Raw genomic sequence first — 23,537 nt, 5'->3', positions numbered from 1 at the left:
CCGGAACGTATCGGGCAAGCACCGGCGCCGACAGTTGCTACTGGGAGCGCCTGGCCGGGTTCAGCGGCGAGTTCGACGACATCATCGCCAATGACTTCGGGCAGCGTTACCCGATCGTGACGATCTCAGCCGGCGACGCAGGTTTCCACTCCACCGGCTGCGGCACCTGGAACGAGGTTCGTTCGACCTACCCGGGCAGTCCCTCGTCGACGTTCTCCGATGGTGCGTTCGTGGTCTCCCGCCATATCGTTGCGGGCACCTACCACGCCAGCGGCCTGGCCGGAGAGGCGTGTTACTGGCAGCGGTTGTCCGGGTTCAACGGCGAGTTCAGCGACATCATCGCCAATGACTTCGACGGCTCTCTCGTCGTCACGATCGCTGCCTCCGACGCCGGGTTCAGTAGCGTCGGGTGCGGACGGTGGACCAGGCTGTAGCGCGCCAAGGCCTCGCCTCCGGAGCGGCCCCACGCACCAGCCAAGGTCGGAAAGGTACGATCCGTGGTCGGCGGGCGGTGCTGTTCGCTGCCCCAGACCGTCCCGACCCGAGGAGTCTTCATCAACGAGCACGCGCCCGTGACTGCCGACGTTGATGAACGTGTCGAACGACCCAAGGATCACTCGGCGCCGTTGTTCGACCACGGCGGCAGGAACCGCCTCGCCGCTTGGCTGCTGGCGGCTGCAGCGTTCGCCGTCATCGGCATCCGCCTGGGGCCCTCATTGCTCGGCCTCGAGGTGTTCGTCGGCCTGGACCTGTTCGAGTTCTTCCGACCGTGGTCGGAGTTGCCCGGGGCGGGCGGCTACCCGACGTCGTCCATCTACGTCTCGGACCAGCTCGACTCGACGCTGCCCGGGATGTACGAGATCCGTGAACGGTTCCTGAACGGCGACCTCGCGCTCTGGAGCTCCTCCGCCGTCGGCGGATTCCCGTTGTTCGCAACGATGCACTACGGCATGCTCACGCCCGGCCGGTGGCTGTTCTTCATCCTGCCGACATGGCTGGCCCCGGCCTGGGCCAAGCTCGCCGAGCTGGCGTTCGCCGCGGCCTTCACCGCGCTCCTCGCGCGCCGGCTGAAGTTCAGTCGGCTGGCTGCCGCCGTGGCAGCGTTCATCTATCCGATGACCGGCTTCATGATCGGCTGGACGAACTGGCCGCAGGCCGCCGTCGCCGCCACGATCCCCATGGTCTTCTGGTCCGTGGAACGCTTCGTGCAGCTCCGGCGGGTGCGCGACATCCTGCCCGTGGCCCTCGCCACGGCGATCCTGCTGTTCGGCGGGTTCCCCGCCGTCGCGGGGCAGACCCTGTACCTGGCCGGGGCATATGCCCTCGTCCGGACCATCGCAACCCAACGTCGAGCGATCGGCGCAATCGTGCGGGACCTCGCACTGCTCGCCGGCGGTGTGCTGATCGGCGTTGCCCTGACCGGATTCCAGCTCGTGCCGTTCGCAAGTCAACTGCTCGGCGAGACGGACCTCACCTATCGCGCATCAGAGTTCTTCAGCGTGAGCCAACCCGTCTTCCTGCTGACGACCATGTTCCCGGAGTCGTTCGCCGGGAACCAACTGTGGGCCGGAGCCAGCCCCATGGACGTCAACGCCTACCTCGGCGGCGTGACGATCGCCCTGGCGACACTCGGCGTCGTTTCAGTGCTCCGCGGCCGGGTGCCACGGCACGTCGGCCTCTTCTTCGTGGGCGTCGTCCTGCTCGCCGTCACGTTGATCTGGTTCCAAGGCCCGTGGACCGACTGGATGAACAACCTCCCGATCTTCAACGGGAACCCAATCGGCCGGTTCCGCTCACAGTTGGCACTCCCCGCCGCCATCCTGGCCGCGGCCGGCGTGGACCTGCTCCGGACGGACTCGGACGGCGAGTCCCGAGCATTCACATGGCCGACGGCACTCGCTGTCGGAGCCGTGACGGCGCTCGCGGCAGCGGCCGCCGACCTGCTCAACTCGGGGCGGATCCTCATCCTGAGCGAACAGGTCCTGCGGGACACGCTCATCGCAGTTGTGCCCCTGGTGCTGCTGTTCGGCCTTGTGCTTTGGGGACTGCGCAGCCGGCGCCCGAGAACCCTCGTGCTCTGCCTCGTGGTCCTGGCGGTGCCACTACAGGCGTTGTCCGCAACGGCCTTCTACTGGCCGACCGGCGATCGTGAGGACTTCTATCGCACCACCTCGGGCATCGAGTACCTCCAGGAGAACCAGGGGCACGACCGGATCGCGACCCTCGGGCTTCCGCTCCGTCCGAACATCACGCAGTACTACGGCCTGCGCACCCTCAACGGGCACTCCTTCGTGACGGAGCAGATGTCCGAGGTCTTCCTCGCCATCAACCCGTCGATGTTCATCGGCCCCACATACACGGCGCTGTCGAACGACATCGCCTCCTACGGGGATCGCGCCCCCGGGCTGGACCGGTTCGGGGTTCGGTACCTGGTGGCGGACGCCGAGGCGATCCTCCCGGGCAACGTCCCGGTCACGCTGCCGGGGATCGGGGACCCGCTGGCGGAGCGCGCCGGCGACCTGGCCCTGGAGCCTGGCCGCGAGTACACATCCACGATCGCGGCCGGCGACCTGCGCGGCGTCCACATCCCAGTGATCCTGAACGCGCCCGGGAGCGTCACCGTCGAGATCCACGACGCTGACGGAGTACTGCTGGCGAGCAACGAACTCGACGTTCGCAACACCGGCGAGGAGGTCACCGTCCCAATAGCACTCTCCCCCATCGACGGCGTGGCGTTCCCCGATTCCGGTGACCCCTTCACCGTGACCGTCACCTTCACGGGGGACGGCCTGATCGGGTCCGCGGACGGCGTGGGGAACCTGCGCGTCCAGGCGGTCCGAGCCCCGGCCGAGGGCGACGGTCTGGACCTCGCGTACGCAGGCGAGGGCCTGATCATCTGGGAGCGGACCACCAGCCTGAGCCGGATCCGCTGGGCGAGCGAGGCCGTCGTGATCAACGACGACGAGGACCGCGTGGCAGCCGTTGCGAACGATGCCGTCGATCCGGAGGCCGCGATCCTGGCCGAGGAACTGCCTGAGGAACTGGCCGGCGGCACGGCCGAGCTGACGATCACCGAGGACAGCGGCGACGTGATTCGTGTCGACGTGGAGGCCGAGACCGCTGGGCTCGTCGTGGTGACCGACACGATGGACGATTTCGTCGCGACAGTCGACGGGCAGCCTGCCGACATCGTCACAGCCGAGCACGCCGGTGGCGCGGTCCTGGTTCCCGCCGGGTCACACACCGTCGAACTGACCTACGCGCCACAGTCCGGCAAGCTGGGCATCGGACTCACGATCGGTGCTGCCGCAATCCTGCTTGCGATCGGGGTCGGTTCCCTGCTGCTCCAGCGACGGAGCCGCCGACAGGCGTCCGACGCGGAATCCGACGTGCGGGCGGACGTCGAAGTTGAACCGGATAGCATTCGCTGATGTCCTCGACCAATCAGAGCGAGCCAGCACCGGTCGCTCCCGGCGTCCAGGATCATCGAGCACCACTGTTCCAGCGATCGACGCGGCCGGCGCGGATCCTGGGTCTGATGCTGGGCGCCTTGGGACTGGCGTTCGTGGCACTGCGGTTGGGCCCTTCCCTGTTGGGACTCAACGTCTTCACCGGTCTGGATCTGTTCGAACTCTTCAGGCCCTGGTCGGAACTGCCCGGTTCGGACGAAGCATCCTCGACGTCCGTCTACGTCTCCGATCAGCTCGACTACTTCCTGCCGGCGATGCACGAGGTGCACGTGCGGCTCCTCCAGGGCGACCTCGCCATGTGGACGTCGGCGAACGTCGGCGGCTTCCCGCTGTTGGGCACCATCAACTACGGGATGATCTCCCCCGGCCGTTGGGTCTTCTTCATCCTCCCGACCTGGCTCGCGCCGGCCTGGTCGAAACTGCTCGAGATGGCGTTCGCGGCTACGTTCACGTTCCTGCTGGTGCGCCGACTCGGGATGAGCAAGCTCGGGGCCGGGCTCGCCGCGTTCATCTATCCCATGACCGGTTTCATCATCGCGTGGACGAACTGGCCGCAGACCGCAGTCGCCACGATCATCCCGATGCTCTTCTGGTCCATCGAGCGGTTCTCCCAGGAGCGGCGGGTCCGAGACGCGGTGCCGGTCGCGATCGCCACCGCACTCCTGCTCTTCGGCGGGTTCCCCGCAGTGGCAGCACAGACCTTGTACCTGGCCGGTATCTACGCCCTGGTCCGTACTCTCGTCCGCCATCGGAGGTCCGTGCGCCCGATTCTGCGCGACCTCGCAATCCTCGCGGGTGCGGTGGTGGTCGGTGTGGGCGTCACGGCATTCCAACTGCTGCCGTTCGCGGACCAACTCCTCGGCGAGACGGATCTCTCCTACCGCGAGGACGGTTTCTTCGGCGTCAACTCACGGCACTTCATGCTGACGACCATCTTTCCCGAGTCGTTCTCCGGAAACTACCTGTGGTCCGGCCTGAGCCCGATGGACGTCAACAGCTACCTGGGTGGCATGGTCGTCATCCTCGCCGCGCTCGGCGTGGTGCGCACGATCCGAGGCGGCATCCCACGGTCGGTTGGCCTCTTCTGTCTCGGCGCGATCGTGCTGGTCGTCGGACTCATCTGGTTCCAGGGCCCCTGGTCCGACTGGATGAACAACCTTCCCTTCCTGAGCGGGAACCCGATCGGCCGGATGCGCTCACAACTCGGCCTGCCCGTGGCCCTGCTGGCCGCCGCCGGCATCGACCACCTCCGCTCGGACTCGCAGGACCAGACCCGTGCCTTCACGCTGCCGACGGTGGTCACGGTCGCGGCCGTCACCCTGCTGGCCGGCGCTGGAGCCGCCCTGCTCGTCTCCGGTCGCATCCTGGACATCAGCCAGTACGCGTGGCGTGATGCCCTGGTCGCGGTGGTGCCGATGCTGGCCCTTGGTGTCCTGGTTCTGATCGGGCTGCGTCGGTCCTGGCCCCGGTGGATCGCGCTCGCTCTCGTCGTGGTGACGGTGCCGCTGCAGGCAGTGCCCGCCACGGCGTTCTACTGGCCAACCGGTGAACGGGACGCCTTCTTCCGCACCAGCGCCGGCATCGAGTACCTCCAGGAGCATCTCGGACACGACCGGATCGCCACGCTCGGGCACCCGATCCGTCCGAACACGAACCAGTACTTCGGTCTGCGTACCCTCAACGGCCATGCGTTCGTCCCGGAGGACATGGCAGCCGTGCTGACTGCGATCGACGAGCGCGCCTTCATCGGACCGACCTACAGCGTGCTCTCGAGCGCGGTCACGCAGTTCGGGATCCAGCCCGGCCTGGACCGGTTCGGGGTCCGGTATCTGGTGGCCGACGCCGAGTCGAGCTACCCCGGTCCGATCCCGGCCCCTCTGGCCGGCGTCGAGGATGCCGTCAGTGAATCCTCGGAACCGGTGCTGCTGGAGCCCGGACAGAGCTATGAGGCCCAGATCGCGCCGGGCGAACTGCGTGGCCTGCACATCCCGATGACGGTGAACGAGGCTGCGACCGTCTCCGTCGAGCTGGTTGATGCCGATGGCACGATAGCCCGCAACGAGGTCGACGTGCGGGCCACGACGGACCAGGTCAAGGTGCCGGTCGCCCTCACCCCGATCGACGGCGGTGCCTTCCCCGACACCGGCGACCCGCTGACGGTGCGGGTGACCGTCGATGCCCCCGTCACCGCGGCGCTCGAACCGGACGGAGATCTGCAGGTGCTGGCGGTCCGCCCGCCGGTTCCTTCCGATGGGCTCGAGCTCGTCTTCGCCGGCGAGGGCCTGATCATCTGGGAGCGACCGACGGCGCTGCCGAGGATCCGTTGGACCAGCGACGCGATCGTGATCCCGGACCCGGCCGAGCGGCTCGACGCCATGGCCAACGATCCTGCTCCCGGGGGCACGGTGATCCTCTCGGACGCGCCCGAGACTCCCCTCACGGGCACGGGTTCGACCACGGAGCTCACCGTCGTCGAGGACAGCGGAGACACGATCCGGGTCGACGTGACGGCGACCGAACCCGGTCTGGTGGTGATCTCCGACAACGTCGAGAACTTCGTCGCGACGGTCGACGGAGACCCCGTGGAGATCCTGTCGGCGGACTACGCCGGCGGTGCGGTCGAGGTCCCGGCGGGTGCCCACCAGGTGGAGCTGACATACGCGCCCGAATCGGGCGCCCGCGGGGCAGCGATCTCGTTGGTGTGCCTCGTGCTGCTCGCGGGGATCGGGATCGCACCACTGCTCCGGCGGCGGATCCGGGCCAGAGGCGAAGGACGTCGCTAGATGTCGCTCCACCGTGCCAACACCTGCCCGCGTGCACCCCACGCTTCGACCACGCACCCCGATCACAACGCGCCACTCGTCGCCGGCCGGGCCAGGCCGGGTGCGGCGACTAGAATCCGTCGCAAATGACGCCCTCATCCCCTGACGCGGCACCGGAGGTCCCGCAGGTGCCGGGCCGGACCGGCCACTCTCGGCGCAAGGTTCTGCTGCGGGTCGTGGGACTCGTGGCAGCGGTGGCGGCACTGGCACTCTGTGCCAAGGCCCTGATCGACTCGTGGTCCACCGTCTCGACGGCGGTCGCAACGGCCGATCCGGGCTGGATCGCGGTGGCGCTGCTCGCCAGCGCCGCGTCGATGTTCGGACTTGCGGTGCTGTGGAAGCGCACGCTCGCCACGTTCGACGAGGTTCGCCCGCTCCGTGTCGTCACGAGTTGGTACTTCGTCGGCGAACTCGGCAAGTACATCCCTGGCGGAATCTGGCCGGTGGTCGGTCGCGGCGAACTCGCCTCACGGGGCGGCGTGCCGCGCGGTCTCGCCTACACCAGCACCATGCTCTCCCTGGCGCTGATGTGCGTCGGCGCCGCTTTCGCATCCGGACTGCTGGCTCCGTTCCTCACGGCCGATGGTGGCCGGGTCGGGCCAGAGATGCTTCTCCTGGCTCTGGTGCCGATCGGTGTGGTCTGCGCCCATCCGAGCGTATCCGGGCGGCTGCTCGGGCTGCTGGATCGAGTCTCGAAGGGGCGCATCCGCATTGCCGCACCACCGTTCCGGACGATGCTCTCCCTGATCCTGAGCGCGATCCCAACCTGGCTGCTCGTCGGCGCAGCCTCGGTGGCTGTTACGCAGGCACTCGGATACGAGCAGTTGCCTGCTCGAATCGCCTTTGCCGCGATCGCCGCGTGGATCATCGGGTTCCTCGCCGTTCCGGTGCCGGCGGGAGCTGGAGTCCGTGAGATCCTGTTCGTGGCGATCTCCGGTCTTGAACCTGGACCGGCGGTAGCCGTGGCCGCGATCGCGCGCCTGCTGTTGATGGTCGTCGACGCGGCAGGCGGTACTCTGGGCCTGCTCTGGCTGCGGACGGGGCGCCGATTGCCGACTCCTGCTCCCAATGAAGGTGAAACGCTTGGGTAACCTGCCCTACCTGGTCAAGAGCACATACGCGAGCGCCATGCGCGCCACCGGGCGGTTGCTGACCAGGGCGAAGGTCCTCAGCGCGAGTCCACCGGTCCGCAGCCACCGACTGCAGCACTGGGCGTACAGCCTCACGCGCGTCCACGACTCGATGGCAATCGTGGAACTCGGCGTGCCGTGGTGGACCTATGACGCGATCGACCACATCGAACGGGTGCTGGACGCCCGCCCCGACGATCTCCGGGTGTTCGAGTACGGCTCGGGCGCCAGCACGTTCTGGCTGGCCCGGCGAGCTCGCGAGATCCACACCGTGGAGCACCACGCCGGGTTTGCCAAGACGATCGGTCCCGAGTTGGCGAAGCTCGAGGACGTCACCTTCCACCTCGTGGAGCCGGTGCGATCCGAGCATCCGGTGATCGGATCGCTGAAGTCCGGCAATGCGGGTCTGGACTTCAAGGCCTACGTGACCACCATCGACGCGGTCGGGGGGCTGTTCGACGTGGTGGTGATCGATGGTCGAGCGCGTGCCGCGTGCCTCAGGGCCGCCATCCCGCACCTGGCCGAGGACGGCATCATCGTCTTCGACAACACCCGGCGGCGGCGGTACCGCAAGGCCATCGAGAAGTCCGGGCTGGAAGAGACGCGATTCACCGGGCTCACCCCGACCCTGCCCTACCCGGAGCAGACGTCCGTGCTGACCAGGGCAGCCGGGCACTGAACCAGCCGCCATTGGGTGGCCGAGCGATACCAAGGCAGCACCGAGAACCTGCGACCGGTCAGGATCGGGTTGACGTCTGCCGCGGGCGTCGCCTACGACCGGCCGACATCCCGGACTGCCTGGAGATAGGTGCGGCCGAACCGGTCGGTGGGCTCGAGAATCGCACCCTCGGCCCACTCGTTCCACGCGTTGATGAAGACGATCCGTTCGTCCGCCGGCCGGTGGGCCACGGCGTGCACGGACTCCGCTAGCCAGCGACGGAACGTGTACGGGTTGGACCCGTACCAGAGGTCTGGTCGCCACTGCCGACGCGCCGTGTTGTCGAAGTTCACCATGACGCCCGGGTAGTAGTCGTCCGGCATCGTCCGCAGCTTCTTGATGGCCTCGGTGACAAGGGCGCCGTAGCTCATCAGGTTGCCACGGAAGGACGGATCCAGGGACAGGTGTTCAGCCGGGCCCGCCACCCACGAAAGGTTGTGCGGTGGGAAGCCGAGTGAGCCGTCCAGCCCGTAGTCCGCGGCACTGGAGGTCAAGCCGTCGAACTCCTCGGCGACGCTCACCGAGAGCAGGAACAACTCACCGATGCCGACCTCCCGGGCGCGCGCTCGCCAGGTCGCGGCGACCGCGGGGAAGTCGGGAATCTGACCGGGTCGGTAGATGGCCAGCACCGCCTTGCCGTTGACCCGTAGATACCGTCGATCCTCCAGCAGGTGTGCGACGTCGTCGATGAACTGCTCCGCGGGCACCTTGTCGTAGTCCTGCCCGATGAGGACGTCGCTGGACCGGCCGTCCCAGCGCCGAGTCCAGTTCTCGTTCGCCCACATGAGACAGAAGGGCTGTTCGACGTCACCCTCGACGAGCCGGTTCACGGGTAGTTCCAACAGCGGTCGCCCCGCGAACCAGTAGTGGTAGTACATGAAACCGGCGATGTCATGATCCTCGGCCAGCTCGCGCTGCTGTTCCCGGATCTCGTCGAGCCGGAGGTCGTAGAAGCCCAGCTCGGTCGGGAACCGGGGTTGGTGCTGACCTCGGTAGACGGGCCGCGCAGCGGTGACATTCGTCCACTCCGTGAATCCCTTGCCCCACCAGACGTCGTTCTCCTCCGTCGGGTGGAACTGCGGGAGGTAGAACGGCACGAAGCGAGCTGCTGGCACCCGTGGTGCGTCAAGGGTGAACCGGGTCCACGCCTCCTCCGCCGCCGGGTGCTCCCGGACATGGCGGGTGTCCTCGACGGTCAGGCCGGCCTCCCGGCTGAGGATCCCGATCGAGCGCTCCAGCGCGTGCGCCGTGGTGCCGTCGATGTGTGCGGACCGCTCGTCCTCGAAGTCCGCCGCCGTGAGGTTCAGCGATCTCAACCCCTGGAGGACGAACGCCCGGACCCAGTACATCGAACCGGCCGCGAAGCGGAGGTCGTCATGGACGACGTCGAGCTCGATCCGGCGCAGGAGTTCGCGGGTGATCGGCTCGTCGGCCCCCCAGTGCTCGGATCCAACGACGTTGCCCTCCGCGGTGACCAGCCCGAGGTTCGGGTCCTCGGCGAACGCGCCGAGGATCGCTCGGATCCGGTCACCGTCGCCGACGAGTTCCTCGATGAAACCAGCCCGCCACGCGTCGCCGGAACCCTCGAGATCGACTCGCTCAGTACGCCATGCACTCTTCTTGGTGTGCATCTTGAGCACGAGTTCGTAGGGGTCGAGGATTCCGGCGTTGACGACCTGAACAAGGGGGAAGATGTCCCGGCCACGGTTCTCGGTGTCGAACGAGACGCAGTTGCGCAGCATCGGCGCCGCCACACCGGCCAGGTCCACCGGCTTCCCCGAGGAGTTGGTGACGACGAGGTCGAACTCGACCGGCATCGCGGCGAGTCGCTCGAGGAGCTCAGGCAGGAGCTCGGGGTAGAAGACGTGGACGAGCACCGCGACCCGGGCGGGTTCGTCCAGCGGGAGTTGTGGATCGATCCGCCAGCTGTCCGGGTGGCCCGATGCCTTGCGACCCGCGCCGCGGCGCAGCCAGGCCCCGAAGTCGACGGCGGCACGCGAGGAGTCACGACCCGGCAACGTGCCGTCCTGGAGGTAGGTGACAACCGCGCCCTTGGCGATTCCGCGGTAGCGCGCCAGCCTGCGGCGCACTCCGGCAACCGTGATCCGTCTCATCGATCCTCCGTTACAGCCATTCGTCAATCTCCTGCCGGTACATCGCCCGCACGACCTCACCGATCCGGTCGCCACCGGGGCCGGTGGAGGGATCGGTCACCAGGGTCCGCTTGACGAACGGGAATCCGCGCTGCAGCAGCGTCAGCCACGCGCCGAGGGTCGGATTGACCGCATCCTGCGTCACGTCGTGCGAGCGGAACCGGGCTGTGGGTGCGTAGCCACCCGCCACGCAGGCCCGGCTCAGCCCCAGCTCGTAGCGCATCACCACGTCCATCTTCGTGGGCTCCACCCTCACGTTCGCGAAGAAGTCCCTGAGCGCGGGCTCCGCGAGGATGCCGCGCCGGAATCCGACGAAGTAGCTCTGGAAGTGGTGCGCGATCTGCCACGAGTCGGTCAACGTCCAGACATCGGCGCCGGTGCTCTCGTAGTCCGCGAGCAGGTCATCGATGGGCGCGAACGGGCCGACCATCGAGTCGTTGGTCAGGACCACGTGCTCCAGCCGTGTCACCTCCGGGAACCGGTGCAGCCCGACCGCCCAGGATCCGAAGTCGTACCCGAGGTTCTCCCTGCGGGTGACCACCACACCCTCCGGCGGTGGCTCGGTCCAGACCAGCTCGGCCGGCGCCGTCGAGATCACCAGTGGCGTGTAACCGTTCGCCACGAACTGGCGGAGATACTCCGTCAGGGAGCGACCCACACGTCCGTCGGCGCTGTACTGCGCCACCACCGCGACCTTCGTCGCAGCGGCCAGCAGGCCCACGTCCCCGGACTCCACTCGCAGGTTCGCCCCGGGCCCGTCAAGGACCCGCGGCCGGCTCCGACCCCGCAGCGGCATACTCAGCGGCTCATCAATCGCCGGACGCCGCGGATCGGCGCGGTCAGACGCCAGGACACCGAGCCACGCATCAGCCGGATCTGCTCCCAGCTCTCCAGGAGCCGACCGTTCGCCGAGGCCAGGTCGGTCGTCAGTCGTTCGAGTTCGGCGTTCGTCTCGACAGATTCACGACGCATCCGCTGCAGCGCGAGCCTGGCACTCCGGTCGTTCTCGATGACCTCCGTCGCGGACCTGTCCACTGTCCTGTCCATCTCGTCCCGGAGCGCGGTGACCTCACCTCGGATGGCGTCGAGTTCCGCCTGGAGCTGGTCCCGCGAAGCGAGCGCATCCGCCAGGTAGGACTCGGCGAGCCGGTCCGAGCGAAGGTACGACGAACTGCCGACGACCTCGCTGAAAGGGCGGAACCGCTCGGCCTTGTCGAGCACGACGACGGAGTCGTAGACGTGGACACCGTCGAGGTGGGTGGCCCAGACAGTGGTCCGATCGATCGCCAGGTCGTAGCGCGAGTGCTCGTCGTCGACACGGTCCTTGACCCATTCGATGAACGTCCCCTCGCGCTTGAGCCCGCCCTCGTAGTAGTCCCAGTACGACGTGTGGCAGTCCTCGGTGATGAACGTCCCACCGTCGAGCAGCAGCGGGAACAGCGTCTCGGCCGTGACGATCTGCTGCCCCATGGTGTGGCCACCGTCATCGATGATGACGTCGAACGGCCCGTACTCGTCGTTGATGCGCCGGAGGACGTCGGGGTCCTCCTGGTCGCCGAGTTCCACGACGTAGCGGCCGTCCACCGCGCGCACCGCGGCCTCGTCGACGTCGAGCCCGACGATCGTCGCCTCGGCACCGAAGTACCGTTGCCACATGTCGAGGCCACCGCCGCGGTACACACCGATCTCGAGCACCCGGACCGGCCTACCCCGGTAGCGATCGAGGTGGCGGTGATACACGGGGAAGTAGTGGATCCACTTGTCGAGGATGGCGCCCGACCGGTGCGCGAGATAGTGCGCGTACAGCGGGTTCGACGACAACTCCTCAGCGGACCCGGAGAAGTAGAACGCTGCTCGGTAGCACTCGTTCGCGTGGTCGTGGGGCAACGCGTGATCGCGGAAGGCGTCACCCAGGCCGCGAGCCCGCTCGGCCGCCGTCGGGGTGGCGAGGGCGCTTGTCAGGTCCGCCAACACCTCGTCGGACGGTTCCCAGTTCGCGGTCAGCGCGGCGAGTGCCTGGTCACCGTCGTCCATCGAGAGCAGGAACAGTGCCCGCGAGACGTCGGCCAGTTGAATGCTTTCGGTCATGCTTTTCCTTCCACCGGTAGCGACGGCTCGGCACTCCATCGGCCGAGCATCCGTGTGAGGCCTGGCTCCCGCACGGCGTGGTCGGCGCGGACCCGGAGCTCTGTCTCGCGGTCCGAGTAGTCATAGGTGTGACCCTTGTCCACGATCGCCGTACTGATGTTGAACGCCCCCGGCTGCAGCGGCAGCGCCTCGCTGTAGAAGTCGACGAAACCCTCGCCCGGCTCGATGTCGTAGCGGCGGTCGTCCTGCATCGAGTTCGGCCCGGCGACCGTGATGCCCGACTCATGGATGAAGGCGAGTCCGAACGTCACGTCCTCCAGCGACCGCGTACTGCGATAGTGCACCCGGACGGTGCACTCCTCGCCCGGCGTGACGAACCCGACCTCTGCCCCGGAGGCATCGTGCAGCGTCACCTTGGTCATCCGGATCTCGCCGGACCCCTGGCGCGGTATCGGCACCGCGACCTCGTCGCCCACGTCGCCCGGTTCGCCGCCTGCCGCCGCATCGGCTTCGGCCCTGGCTGCGGATTCCTTGGCGTTGACGTCCAGGAGGTAGCCGTCGATCACGTCACTCACGTCGCCGAGTGCCCGGGGGCGTCCGTGGTCGAGCCAGATGCCCTGGTCGCAGAGCTCGGCCGCCAGCGTGAGCGAGTGGGTGACCAGAACGATCGTGGTGCCGCGGCGCCGGAGCTCGAAGAGGTGGTCGAAGCACTTGCGCTGGAACTCCTCGTCGCCCACCGCGATGATCTCGTCGACGATGAGGATCTCCGGATCGAGCGTCACCGCGACGCTGAATCCGAGCCGGACGTACATGCCGGAGGAGTAGACCTTCACGGGCGAGTCGATGAACTCACCGATCCCGGCGAAGTCGATGATCTGGTCCATCGACCGGTCGATCTGCTTCTTGGAGAGCCCGAGGATCGCGCCGTTCAGATAGATGTTCTCGCGCCCCGTGAGTTCACCATGGAAGCCCGCACCGAGCTCGAGCAGCGCCGAGACCCGACCGTCGACGAGGACCTGCCCGGCGGACGGCCGGTAGACGCCGGCCAGGATCTTCAGCAGCGTCGACTTGCCTGACCCGTTGTGTCCGACCAACCCGAACGTCGAACCGCGGGGGACCTCGAACGAGACATCCCGGAGCGCGTGGAAGTCGTGGACGCCCCTGGACTTGCCGCGGACGAACATCTCCTTGATCGAGTTGCGCCGCTCGGTCTGGAGTCGGAAGGTCTTGCTGAGGTGGCCGACCTTGATGGCGATGTCGGTCATAGCGCCTCGCTCAGGTCGCCGCCACGACGCTTCATGACGAACATCGCCCCCGCGAGTGCGACAACCGTCCAGATCGTCACAGAGATCCAGGTGCTGAGATCACCCGTGGTCAGGTCGTAGATGGCCGCCCGGAACAATTCCACGAATTGGGACAACGGACTGAATTCGACGATCGCGCGCAGGGGAATTCCGTTCCACGATAGCGGGACGATGTCCGGGTTGTAGATAATCGGCGTCAGGTAGAAGAGGAGCTGCAGTGCTACCGATACGAGATGGGCCAGGTCACGGTAATACACGTTCATCACCGAAACAATCGTCGCGACCGACGCAGTGAATATCACGAAGAGGGCCAGAACGAGTGGTATCAACAACCAGGTCCACGACACATTCAAGAGGACGACGAGCACGATGGCGAGGATGCCCAGTTCGATGAGGCTCTGGATGCCGACCGCAAGCCCAGCACCCAGCACTGGCGCGTACGCGGGGAAGTAGATCTTCTGCAGGAGCGGGCCGCTACCGAGGAGGGCGCCCATCCCGCCGTTCACGCACGATGAGAAGTAGGACCAGAGCACGAGGCCGCAGAACAGCCAGACGACGAATATGCCGTCCTTGCCGTTGCCCATCGGAGGCGGGACCATCCGAAAGACGATCGAGAAGACGAGCGTATAGATCGCAAGGGTCGCCAGCGGAACGACGAGGGACCACGCCCAACCGAGCAGAGTTCCGTTGAACTTCGCCTTCAGGTCGCGGCGCCCGAAGTTGCTGATCAGATTCCACTGTCGCCAGATCGGTACCGATGGTCGGATCTCACGAACGGACTCAGATGTCACCGGGTCACACTAGCAGTCGAGCCAGTGGATCCCCCGCCCCAGCGGGCTGCCGTGACGTACGTTACTGCGGGACTCATGCCCCTCCCGCGGGGACCGACCTGCTGACCGCGCCAGGCAGGATCTGGCAGATCAGGAACGCAGTGAGCAAGCTCAGGATCACCTGCTCGCCACCGTCCTCGAGGAACGTGAGCGCGATGTCGATCGGGACGATCTCGACGAACGGGTCGTGCACGAAGTCCAACACGACGCCGCAGACGATGAGGGCGAGGAAGTAGCCACCGATCTTCAGGCTGAGACGCCTGGTGGCCTCGTCGGCCCAGCGGTGCCCAAGCGCGACCAGAACGGTGAGGACCGCTCCCACGGCCGCATACCAGACGAACTCCCCGACGGATGTCGAGATACCGAGATCGAGTTGATCGACGAGGTAGACACTCATCCGCTCGTGGATCCGCCGCGAGTCGTCGACCAGGTAGTAGGCCATGACGACGGCCCAGGCGAAGACCACGAAACTCCTGCGCCGAACCCAGATCAAGCCGAGGACCAGGAGACACCAGAACTGCTTCAGCGACTGGTAGCGCTCGCCGAGCCCGTGCTCGTTGCGGATGTCCCATGGCCACGACTCCGGCGAGTCGAGCCGGAAGTACAGGTAGGCGACCATCAGGAACAGGTCCGCGGCGATGAACAGAAGGGCAAGGACCCGCAGGTCTGGCCTGCGCAACTCAAGGAAGTCGATCAGTCGACTCATCCGGCTCGAATCAACCCGATCCGGCTCGGTCAGTTCCCTCGTCATGCCCACTCCACTCCCGAACGTGAACCGCGAGTTTGCCACAGCCACGCCCGGGGACAGGTCACAGGCGGCGAACGCCCAGCGTGTCTCGCCCGTCGTCGTTCCAGTCGCCCACGAGCACGACGTCCGTGGCTCGACCGTAGAAGACGACGGTGCTCGCCGGACCCGACGAGAGCGAGTTGGCGATGAAGTACTGGTTCGCGCGTCGCACGGCCAAGGTGTCCGTGCCGTTGCCGTCCCAGTCCCCGGTGAGCACGACATCGGTGTTGCGTCCGTAGGCGACCTCGCGGTCAGCGACGCCTCCGGTCAGGGAGTTTCGGAAATAGTAGATGTTCCCTCGCCGAACGCCGAGCGTGTCCGTGCCGTTCCCGTCCCAGTCGCCGACGACGACCTGATCGGTTGCGCGTCCGTAGGGGATGACCCGGTCCGCGGTCCCACTGCCCATGGTGTTCATGATGTAGTACAAGTTGCCGCGCCGAACGGCGAAGGTGTCCCGACCGTCCCCGTCCCAGTCCCCGACGAGGACGACGTCCCCCGGGCGACCGAACGCGACGACGCTGGCGGCCTCCGAGTACCCGTTCGTGTTCGTCAGGTAGAAGAGTTGGTTGACCCTGGTCGCGACGGTGTCGACACCGTCTCCGTCCCAGTCGCCGACGTAGACGTTGGCACCTCGCTGCCCGTATCGGAACCGGACGTCGGCCGTGGTGGTGAACTCGTTCGCGAGGTAGAACAGGTTGGGCAGCTGGCTGCTGACCATCATGCTGAGCTGGTCGATCTGCGTCCTGATCAAGCCGGGGCACGCCGTCTGGGCGACGTCGCGGTGGCCGAAGATCCGCGGCAGTTCCACCCCGCTCGGGACGACCCCGGTACCGGTCGAGACCAGCCCGCTTCGCGCCGTCATGTCGAGGCCCGCGCGGCCGAACTGCCAGGCGATGACGTTGGCGACCGAACGGAGCACAGTGCTCGAGGCCGGCGCCTCCGTGTAGGTGCCCATCACGGACACACCCATCGTATGGGTGTTCATCGGCCGGGCATGCCCGCCGATGGTCATCTGCCCGGGTGCCGCGGTACGTGAGCCCGTGCGTCCCTCGAAGATCCGGCCGAACTTGTCGACGAGGAAGTTGTACCCGATGTCACCCCAGTCCCGAGTGATCGCGTGGTAGCGGTAGATGCTCCGGATGATCGATGCGGACTGATCGGCCGTGTAGTTGTTCGTCCCGGCCGTGTGGTGGATGACCGCCGCCTGCAGCCCGGCATAGGACGGCCGCCACGTCATGATCGTCTCGTCGGCGCCCCACTGCGCACGGGTGTAGACGCCAGGATTGGGCAGGTTCACCCCGGACGTGGCAGCGGCCGTCGTGGCCGTCGTCTGCGCCGCGTCGGTCCCGGATGTGGTGGCCACGGACGCGGCAGCCGCCGTCGCACTCGCCGGGGTCGAGATCTCGCTCGTCGGGTCCGCGGCCAGCGCGGTCTCGGTCCGCTCGCCCATCGGCACCGCCGTCAGGTCGGCGTCCGGCAACGTGGCCGGGGTCTCGCCCGGATCAGAACTGACCCGTGCGTCCTCCGTCGGGTCCGCTGGGATCAGCGTCAGGCCGAGGTCTGCCGGAAGTTCCGCGGCCGGACCGGTGACCTGCACCTGCACGGCCTCGGCGCCACCGGTGACGAAGGGGTCCGTCCCGGCAACCGCCTGACCGCCCTCGGAGCCTTCGTCACTCTCGGTCTCCAGCCAGTCCGACCAGACCCCGCCCTCGAGCACCCGAAGGAATACGTGCGCGTCCTCCGCCAGCGTCTCCCCATCACGCCAGGTCACCGCGGCGACGAGGAACGTGTCGGTCGCCGTCGGCACGGTCAGTACGGCAGGCGTCTGGGACGCAGCGTTGGGCGCGAGGCGCGAACTCGAGGCGGGCGCGAGTCCCGCCGCACCGGCCGCCGTCGTCGTCCCCGAAGCATCCGTGAGCGAGATGACCTCCACCGCAGCCGAGGTGTCTGGCGCGTCCGTGCCGTCACGGCCCGGCGGGTCCGGCTGAGCAGATGCCGCTGCCGAACCCGAGGCAGCGAGCGCGACGGCCAGGACGGCCGCGGATAGGGCTGTCGGAACCGCTCTGGTGTTACGCATGGATCTCCCCCGGACTGTGTGGTCTATCCACCATCGTGCATGGTCAGTCAACTCGACGGTCATTTGCTCGGCGCGGCGCGTCGATCTCGGCGTTGACGGTAGTGAATCGGTCTCGTTCGTGAGGGTAGCGTGCCCGCATCAACATCACCGTCATGGGGGTGCGGCCACCTCGGAACCCGTCCACGCCGCCTGCATGTCCGACCCGGCCACGACGTCGTCGGATCGACATCGACGCGGACCAGCTCGCACCCCTGTCCGGGGAGGCACCGTTCCACGAGCCCGGGTTCGATGAGGTCCTGCTCCGCAACGTGACCTCAGGGCTACTGCACCACTGACTTCGCGCTCGCACAGTTCGAGTGGACCAGGCTCTTACCTTCCTCCGGGAGATCGATGCGACGACATGCGCGACTCGCCCGCGCTCGACGTGCTCGACCCGGCCGCGTGGCGGGCAGCCGGTTGGACCTACCATGGTTCGGGCCGTCCCTCACGGCTCCCTGTCCAGGTCAAGAGCGGGAACGACTACCTCTAGGAGTGCACCTTGCGCATGCTCATCACCGGCGGAGCCGGCTTCATCGGGGCCAACTTCGTGCACCAGACGGTGCACGAGCGTCCGGAGGTCGACGTCACCGTCCTGGACGCACTGACCTACGCGGGCAACGCGGACTCCCTGGCCGACGTGCGTGAGAAGATCACGTTCGTCGAGGGCGACGTCGCGGATGCGGCGGCTGTGGACCCCCTCGTCGAGGCGAGTGACGTCGTCGTCCACTTCGCCGCCGAGTCGCACAACGACAACTCGCTGGCGAACCCGTGGCCGTTCGTGCAGACGAACCTGATCGGGACCTACACACTCCTGGAGAGTGTCCGACGCCATGCTGTCCGGTACCACCACATCTCCACCGACGAGGTCTACGGAGACCTTGAGCTGGACGACCCGGCGCGGTTCACGGAGAGCACGCCCTACAACCCGTCGAGCCCGTACTCCTCCACGAAGGCGGGGTCGGACCTGCTCGTGCGCGCCTGGGCGCGCTCCTTCGGCGTCGAGGCGACCATCTCGAACTGCTCCAACAACTACGGCCCGTTCCAGCACGTGGAGAAGTTCATTCCGCGCCAGATCACGAACGTCCTGAGCGGCGTGCGGCCCAAGCTGTACGGCCAGGGCCTCAACGTGCGCGACTGGATCCATGTCGATGATCACAACCGCGCAGTCTGGACGATCCTCGAGAAGGGCACGCCGGGTGAGACCTACCTGATCGGTGCCGACGGCGAGGAGAACAACAAGCACGTCGTCGAACTGATCCTCCAGCTCCTCGGCCAGGACGCGGACGCCTACGACCTGGTCACGGACCGACCGGGACACGACATGCGGTACGCGATCGACTCGACCCGGCTGCGCACCGAACTGGGCTGGGAACCCAGGTTCCCCGACTTCCGCTCCGGGCTCGCCGAGACGATCGCCTGGTACCGCGACAACGAGGCCTGGTGGCGCCCGCAGAAGGATGCCACCGAGGCCAAGTACGCCGCCGCCGGGCAGTGATCACGGCGCGCAGTCACCCCGCTGGGGCCGGTCGGCCTCAGCGGGCTGCGCGCGTCTGAAGCCAGGACCGCACGCGCAGCCCCGTCGCGAGCGCCCAGCGGAGTGGAAAGAGGTACCAGGTCGAGTACCTGCGGCGCAGGTACAGTTCGGCGCTCACGTGGTGCGCCCGGATCATGGCTGCCGGCTTGTCCCGCCAGGACGAACCCTGGTCGTGGATCACCCGGGCCGTGGGCACGTAGACGTTCGTCCAACCGGCGCGGGCGAGCCGGTCGCCAAGGTCCACATCCTCGAAGAACATGAAATAGGCCTCGTCGAAGCCGCCCACGGCCTCGAACGCTTCTCGCCGCAGGAGCAGGCACGCCCCCGACAGCCAGCCGGCCTCGTGCTCGACGGCCCCGGCGCTCTCCTGGGTCCTGCGGTAGGCCTTCGTCCATGGGTTGCCCGGCCAGACCCGAGCGAGCAACGCGTGACCCGCACCGGTCCGCACCGAGGGCAGCGCCCGCGCCGACGGGTAGACGCTCCCGTCGACATTCAGGATCGCCGGTCCGAGCGAGCCGGCCCTCGGGTGTCGGTCGGCGGCCCGGATGAGTTCGTCGAGGGAGCCCTGCGTCCACTCGACGTCCGGGTTGACCACCACCAGCCACTCGCCGCGCGCTCCCTCGGCGCCACGATTCGCCGCAGCCCCATAGCCGAGGTTCGTCCCGGTCTCCACGACGGTGCCGCCATGCCTGCCGGCCACCCGCAGGGCAACCTCCGGGTCCGCCCCGTTCTCGACGAAGACGAGCTCGACAGGTGCGCTGCTCGCACCGGCGAGGGTCGTCGCGAAGTCCTCGAGTTCCGCGCCGGGATGGAACGTGACGCAGACGACGCGGACTTCAGGGACATCGGCGCTCATGCGGTGGTCGGGCCACCCGGCTGGTCGGATCCCGCGGGGCCGGTCGTCGCCGGGCGGCGCAGGTCCGGCTCGATGTAGATCGTCAGCCTGAGTGGCACCGACTCGCGGATGCGCACCTCGGCGGCATCGATCGCAGCGGCGACCTCCTCGGCGTCGTCGTCGCGGGCCACCTCGACCTTCGCGGCCACGAGCAACTCGTCCGGCCCCAGGTGCAGGGTGCGCATATGGATCACCGAGGTGATGCCGCCACCCACCACCGCCGCCTCGATCGCGTCCTGGTGCTCCGGCAGCGCCGACTCGCCCACGAGCATCGACTTCATCTCCAGCGCCAGGAAGACCGCGATCACCACGAGCAGGAGGCCGATGGCGCCGGAACCGATGGCGTCCCAGCGGCCGTCGCCGGTGATCAGCGTCATCGACACCCCGAACAGGCCGAACACGAGGCCGAGCAGGGCGCCGGTGTCCTCGAGCAGGATCACCGGGATCTCGGGCGATCGGGACGTCTTGACGAACTTGAAGATCGGGGTGCGGCCGCGCACGTGGTTCGCCTCGATGACCGCGGTGCGCAGCGCGAACGACTCCAGCACCACGGCGATCAGGAGTACCACGATCGGCACCCACTGCCACTCGGTGATCGGGTGCGGGTCGGAGAACTTGTGCCACGCCTCGTACAGGGCGAACAGCCCGCCGAGGGAGAACAGGATGATCGCGACGATGAACGCGTACACGTACCGGATCCGGCCGTAGCCGAACTGGTGCACCTCGGAGGCCTTGCGCTGGGCGCGCTTGCCGCCGAGCAGGAGGAGCGCCTGGTTGCTGGTGTCCGCGACGGAGTGCACGGACTCGGCCAGCATCGAACTCGAGCCGGTCAGCAGCCAGCCCACGAACTTCGCGATCGCTATGCCGAGGTTCGCGAACAGTGCCGTGATGACTGCCTTGGTGCCCCCGCTTGCGGCCATGTGCGTCCGTATCCGTCCGTCGGTGAGATGTGTCGGAGGGAATCGTACCGAAGGCTCGCCAGCACCTCGCCACGGGGCCAGCGGCGGCGGGCGGAGTCAGTCCTGCGCGAGGTGGCGACGCAGGTCCGCCTCGAGGTAGATCTGGGTCTCCAGCGGCACGGCTGCCCGGATCCGCACCTCGGCCGCGTCGATCGCGGTGGCCACGGCGCGGGCATCCGCGTCGGGCTCCACCTCGATCTTCGCGGCGACCAGGAGCTCCTCCGGGCCGAGGTGGAGGGTGCGCATGTGGATCACGGAGAGCACACCGGCCCCGGGAATGGCCGCCTCGATGGCCGCCTGGTGCTCGGGCAGCGCGGACTCTCCGATGAGCAGCGAGCTCATCTCGATCGCGAGGAACACCGCAATGGCCACCAGGAGCAAGCCGATGGCACCGGACCCGATCGCGTCCCAGCGCCCGTCGCCGGTGCCGAGCGTCATGCCGACCCCGAACAGCGCGAACACGAGGCCGATCAGCGCGCCGAAGTCCTCCAGCAGGATCACCGGCAGTTCGGGGGCACGCGACTGGCGCACGAATGTCGTCAGGCTCGTGGCGCCCCTGGCGTGGTTGGCCTCCCTGACCGCCGTCCGGAACGAGAGCCCTTCCATCACCAGGCCCAGCAGCAGGACCGCCACCGGCACCCACCGCCAGTCCTCGATCGGGTGCGGGTCGGAGAACTTGTGCCACGCCTCGTACAGCGCGAAGCAGCCACCCAGGCTGAACAGGACGATGGAGACGAGGAACGCGTACACGTAACGGGCCCGGCCATAGCCGAACTGGTGCACCGCCGAGGCCGCGTGGCGAGACCGCTTGCCACCGATCAGCAGCAGTGCCTGGTTGCCCGAGTCCGCGACCGAGTGCACTCCCTCGGCGAGCATCGAGCTCGACCCGGTCAGCGCGTAGGCCACGAACTTCGTGACGGCGATCCCCAGGTTCGCCGACAGCGCGGCGACCACGGCCTTCGTGCCTCCACCCGTGGACATCCGCGCGCCTCCTTGTGACCGGTCCCGCCGCCGGCGGACCGGAACGTCCTCAGACCGGCCGCGCCTCGTGGGCGAGCAGAACCGGTACGCCGCCGCGGACCGGGTAGGCCAGGCGCGGGGACCCACTCGTGTTGACGAGTTCCGGCTCGCCGTCCGGGCCGAGACCGTCGACCAGTTCGGATCCGGTGACCGGGCACCGCACGATCGCCCGCAGCCAGTCCTCGATCGGCAGCGTGTTCTGCTCGGGTCGGGACTCAGTCATGGGTGGCCTCTTCTCCTTCGCGCACGAGCGCGAGTACGCCGTCACGGATCTTGATCATGATGTCGGAGTCCTGGGCCTCGACGTTGAGCCGCAGCAGTGGCTCGGTGTTGGAACTGCGCAGGTTGAACCACCACCGCGGGGTCTGGTCCCAGTGGGTGAAGGTCAGCCCGTCGAACTCCTCCACCGTGACCACGCCGGCGTCGATGTCGTCGGAGAACGCCTGGAGCACTCGCTCGCGGGCGGCGTCGACGTCGGCCACCCGGGAGTTGATCTCCCCCGACGCGGAGTACGGGGTGTAGATCTGGGCGAGGGCGGACAGCGGCACGTCGGCCTCACCGAGCGCCTGCAGCACGTGCATCGCGGCGAGCATGCCGGTGTCGGCGAACCAGAAATCCCTGAAGTAGTAGTGGGCGCTGTGCTCACCGCCGAACACGGCCTCCTCGGCGGCCTTCTCGGCCTTGATGAACGAGTGCCCCACCCTGGTGCGCACAGCTCGCCCGCCCGAGCCCTCAACCAGTTCCGGTACCGCACGTGAAGTGATCAGGTTGTGGATGATGGTGGCGGTTCGGCCTGCCGCCTTCTCCTTCTCCAGTTCCCGGAGGCCGACCAGTGCCGTGATCGCGGACGGGCTGACGCTGACGCCGCGCTCGTCCACGACGAAGCACCGGTCCGCGTCGCCGTCGAACGCCAAGCCGATGTCCGCCTGCTCGGCCACCACGGTGGCCTGCAGGTCGATCAGGTTCTTCGGCTCAAGTGGGTTCGCCTCGTGGTTCGGGAACGTGCCGTCCAGCTCGAAGTACATCGGCACCAGGTCCAGGCCGAGGTCGTCCAGGCCCGCGTCCGTGCCCAGCACGGCGCCGGCGGTGAGACCGGCCATGCCGTTGCCGGCATCGATGACGACCTTCATCGGCCGCACGCCGTCCAGCGGCACCAGGGTGCGCAGGTGCCGGGCGTAGTCGGCGAGGAGGTCCCGTTCGGTCACCGTGCCGGCCGGCTCGGCCGCGGGGATCCCCTCAGCCAGGTAGGCGGCTGCCAGCGTCTTGACGTCGGCCAACCCGGTGTCCCGGCCGACGGGTCGGGCTCCGGCATGGCACATCTTGATGCCGTTGTACTGCGCCGGGTTGTGGCTCGCGGTGAACATGGCCCCGGGCAGGTCCAGGCTGCCGGAGGCGAAGTAGAGCCCGTCGGTGGAGGCGAGGCCGACGCGGATGACGTCGACTCCGCGCCAGGTGACTCCGTCGGCGAACGCGGTCACCAACCCCGGCGAGGTCGCGCGCATGTCGTGGGCGATCACGACCGCGGGCTTGTGCGCCGTGGCGGCGACGACGTCTGCGAAGGCCGCGCCGAGCGCGCGGGCGGTGTCCTCGTCGAGTTCGTCGGGGACGAGCCCACGCACGTCGTACGCCTTGACGATGGCATCGAGGCGTGGCGAGTCCGGCGAATCGGGCAGTTCAGGCGAGTCAGGCACGATACCGGAGCCTACCGGCC

At 67.8% G+C, this 23,537-nt stretch carries 17 protein-coding genes and 1 pseudogene; 6 read left to right on the top strand and 12 right to left on the bottom strand.

Annotated features, from left to right (window positions below):
• The 5 genes and pseudogenes from HALOF300_RS14055 to HALOF300_RS14035 form a co-directional block, all read left to right on the top strand.
• Positions 1–434 (top strand): annotated as a pseudogene (locus HALOF300_RS14055) (hypothetical protein); the annotation flags it as partial.
• Between the two features lie 138 nt (positions 435–572).
• Complete coding sequence (locus HALOF300_RS14050) at positions 573–3,431, top strand: glycosyltransferase family protein (protein WP_197522557.1); 2,859 nt, start codon at positions 573–575, stop codon at positions 3,429–3,431.
• Positions 3,431–6,253, top strand: coding sequence for a glycosyltransferase family protein (locus HALOF300_RS14045; protein WP_156741561.1), 2,823 nt, complete (start codon positions 3,431–3,433; stop codon positions 6,251–6,253). The genes HALOF300_RS14050 and HALOF300_RS14045 overlap by 1 nt, the downstream gene beginning before the upstream one ends.
• A 224-nt stretch (positions 6,254–6,477) precedes the next feature.
• The gene (locus HALOF300_RS14040) at positions 6,478–7,383 is read left to right on the top strand and encodes a lysylphosphatidylglycerol synthase domain-containing protein (protein WP_197522556.1); all 906 of its coding nucleotides are present in this window, start codon (positions 6,478–6,480) and stop codon (positions 7,381–7,383) included.
• The gene (locus HALOF300_RS14035; RefSeq protein ID WP_197522555.1) at positions 7,376–8,101 is read left to right on the top strand and encodes a class I SAM-dependent methyltransferase; all 726 of its coding nucleotides are present in this window, start codon (positions 7,376–7,378) and stop codon (positions 8,099–8,101) included. Before HALOF300_RS14040 ends, HALOF300_RS14035 begins: the two co-directional genes overlap by 8 nt.
• Positions 8,102–8,193: 92 nt before the next feature.
• Here the strand turns inward: HALOF300_RS14035 and HALOF300_RS14030 are convergent, their stop codons facing one another.
• From HALOF300_RS14030 to HALOF300_RS14000, 7 genes are all read right to left on the bottom strand, one after another.
• Positions 8,194–10,254, bottom strand: a complete 2,061-nt coding sequence (locus HALOF300_RS14030; RefSeq protein WP_156741559.1) for a glycoside hydrolase family 99-like domain-containing protein — start codon at positions 10,252–10,254, stop codon at positions 8,194–8,196.
• A gap of 10 nt (positions 10,255–10,264) precedes the next feature.
• Positions 10,265–11,089 carry a rhamnan synthesis F family protein gene (locus tag HALOF300_RS14025; protein ID WP_156741558.1) on the bottom strand — a complete coding sequence of 275 codons (825 nt, stop codon included), beginning with the start codon at positions 11,087–11,089 and terminating at the stop codon, positions 10,265–10,267.
• A gap of 2 nt (positions 11,090–11,091) precedes the next feature.
• A complete protein-coding gene (locus HALOF300_RS14020) occupies positions 11,092–12,381 on the bottom strand; it encodes a class I SAM-dependent methyltransferase (RefSeq protein WP_197522554.1) in 1,290 nt (429 codons plus the stop codon).
• Positions 12,378–13,646, bottom strand: a complete 1,269-nt coding sequence (locus tag HALOF300_RS14015) for an ABC transporter ATP-binding protein (protein ID WP_156741556.1) — start codon at positions 13,644–13,646, stop codon at positions 12,378–12,380. The genes HALOF300_RS14020 and HALOF300_RS14015 overlap by 4 nt, the downstream gene beginning before the upstream one ends.
• On the bottom strand, positions 13,643–14,476 hold the full coding sequence (locus tag HALOF300_RS14010) for an ABC transporter permease (protein ID WP_156741555.1): 834 nt from the start codon (positions 14,474–14,476) through the stop codon (positions 13,643–13,645). Before HALOF300_RS14010 ends, HALOF300_RS14015 begins: the two co-directional genes overlap by 4 nt.
• Before the next feature lie 73 nt (positions 14,477–14,549).
• Positions 14,550–15,266, bottom strand: coding sequence for a hypothetical protein (locus HALOF300_RS14005; RefSeq protein WP_156741554.1), 717 nt, complete (start codon positions 15,264–15,266; stop codon positions 14,550–14,552).
• Between the two features lie 58 nt (positions 15,267–15,324).
• Complete coding sequence (locus tag HALOF300_RS14000) at positions 15,325–17,379, bottom strand: N-acetylmuramoyl-L-alanine amidase (RefSeq protein ID WP_156741553.1); 2,055 nt, start codon at positions 17,377–17,379, stop codon at positions 15,325–15,327.
• Between the two features lie 538 nt (positions 17,380–17,917).
• On the opposite strand from HALOF300_RS14000, the gene rfbB reads away from it, so the two are divergent.
• Positions 17,918–18,913, top strand: coding sequence for a dTDP-glucose 4,6-dehydratase (rfbB, locus tag HALOF300_RS13995; protein WP_156741552.1), 996 nt, complete (start codon positions 17,918–17,920; stop codon positions 18,911–18,913).
• Positions 18,914–18,950: 37 nt separating this feature from the next.
• Here rfbB and HALOF300_RS13990 read toward each other — a convergent pair whose 3' ends face one another.
• From HALOF300_RS13990 to HALOF300_RS13970, 5 genes are all read right to left on the bottom strand, one after another.
• Positions 18,951–19,808: a glycosyltransferase family 2 protein gene (locus HALOF300_RS13990; RefSeq protein WP_156741551.1), complete on the bottom strand. Its 858-nt coding sequence runs from the start codon at positions 19,806–19,808 to the stop codon at positions 18,951–18,953.
• A complete protein-coding gene (locus HALOF300_RS13985; protein WP_156741550.1) occupies positions 19,805–20,767 on the bottom strand; it encodes a cation diffusion facilitator family transporter in 963 nt (320 codons plus the stop codon). The genes HALOF300_RS13990 and HALOF300_RS13985 overlap by 4 nt, the downstream gene beginning before the upstream one ends.
• Positions 20,768–20,863: 96 nt before the next feature.
• The gene (locus tag HALOF300_RS13980; protein WP_156741549.1) at positions 20,864–21,787 is read right to left on the bottom strand and encodes a cation diffusion facilitator family transporter; all 924 of its coding nucleotides are present in this window, start codon (positions 21,785–21,787) and stop codon (positions 20,864–20,866) included.
• 49 nt (positions 21,788–21,836) lie between these two features.
• Positions 21,837–22,049: a Trm112 family protein gene (locus HALOF300_RS13975; RefSeq protein WP_156741548.1), complete on the bottom strand. Its 213-nt coding sequence runs from the start codon at positions 22,047–22,049 to the stop codon at positions 21,837–21,839.
• Positions 22,042–23,517: a phosphomannomutase/phosphoglucomutase gene (locus tag HALOF300_RS13970; RefSeq protein ID WP_231955380.1), complete on the bottom strand. Its 1,476-nt coding sequence runs from the start codon at positions 23,515–23,517 to the stop codon at positions 22,042–22,044. The genes HALOF300_RS13975 and HALOF300_RS13970 overlap by 8 nt, the downstream gene beginning before the upstream one ends.
• Positions 23,518–23,537 lie beyond the last annotated feature (20 nt).

It is taken from the genome of Occultella aeris (assembly GCF_902703175.1).
Classification (GTDB): Bacteria; Actinomycetota; Actinomycetes; order Actinomycetales; family Beutenbergiaceae; genus Occultella; species Occultella aeris.
The sequence above is the reverse complement of the archived record's forward strand: the minus strand, read 5'-3'. Positions and strand labels throughout refer to the sequence as shown.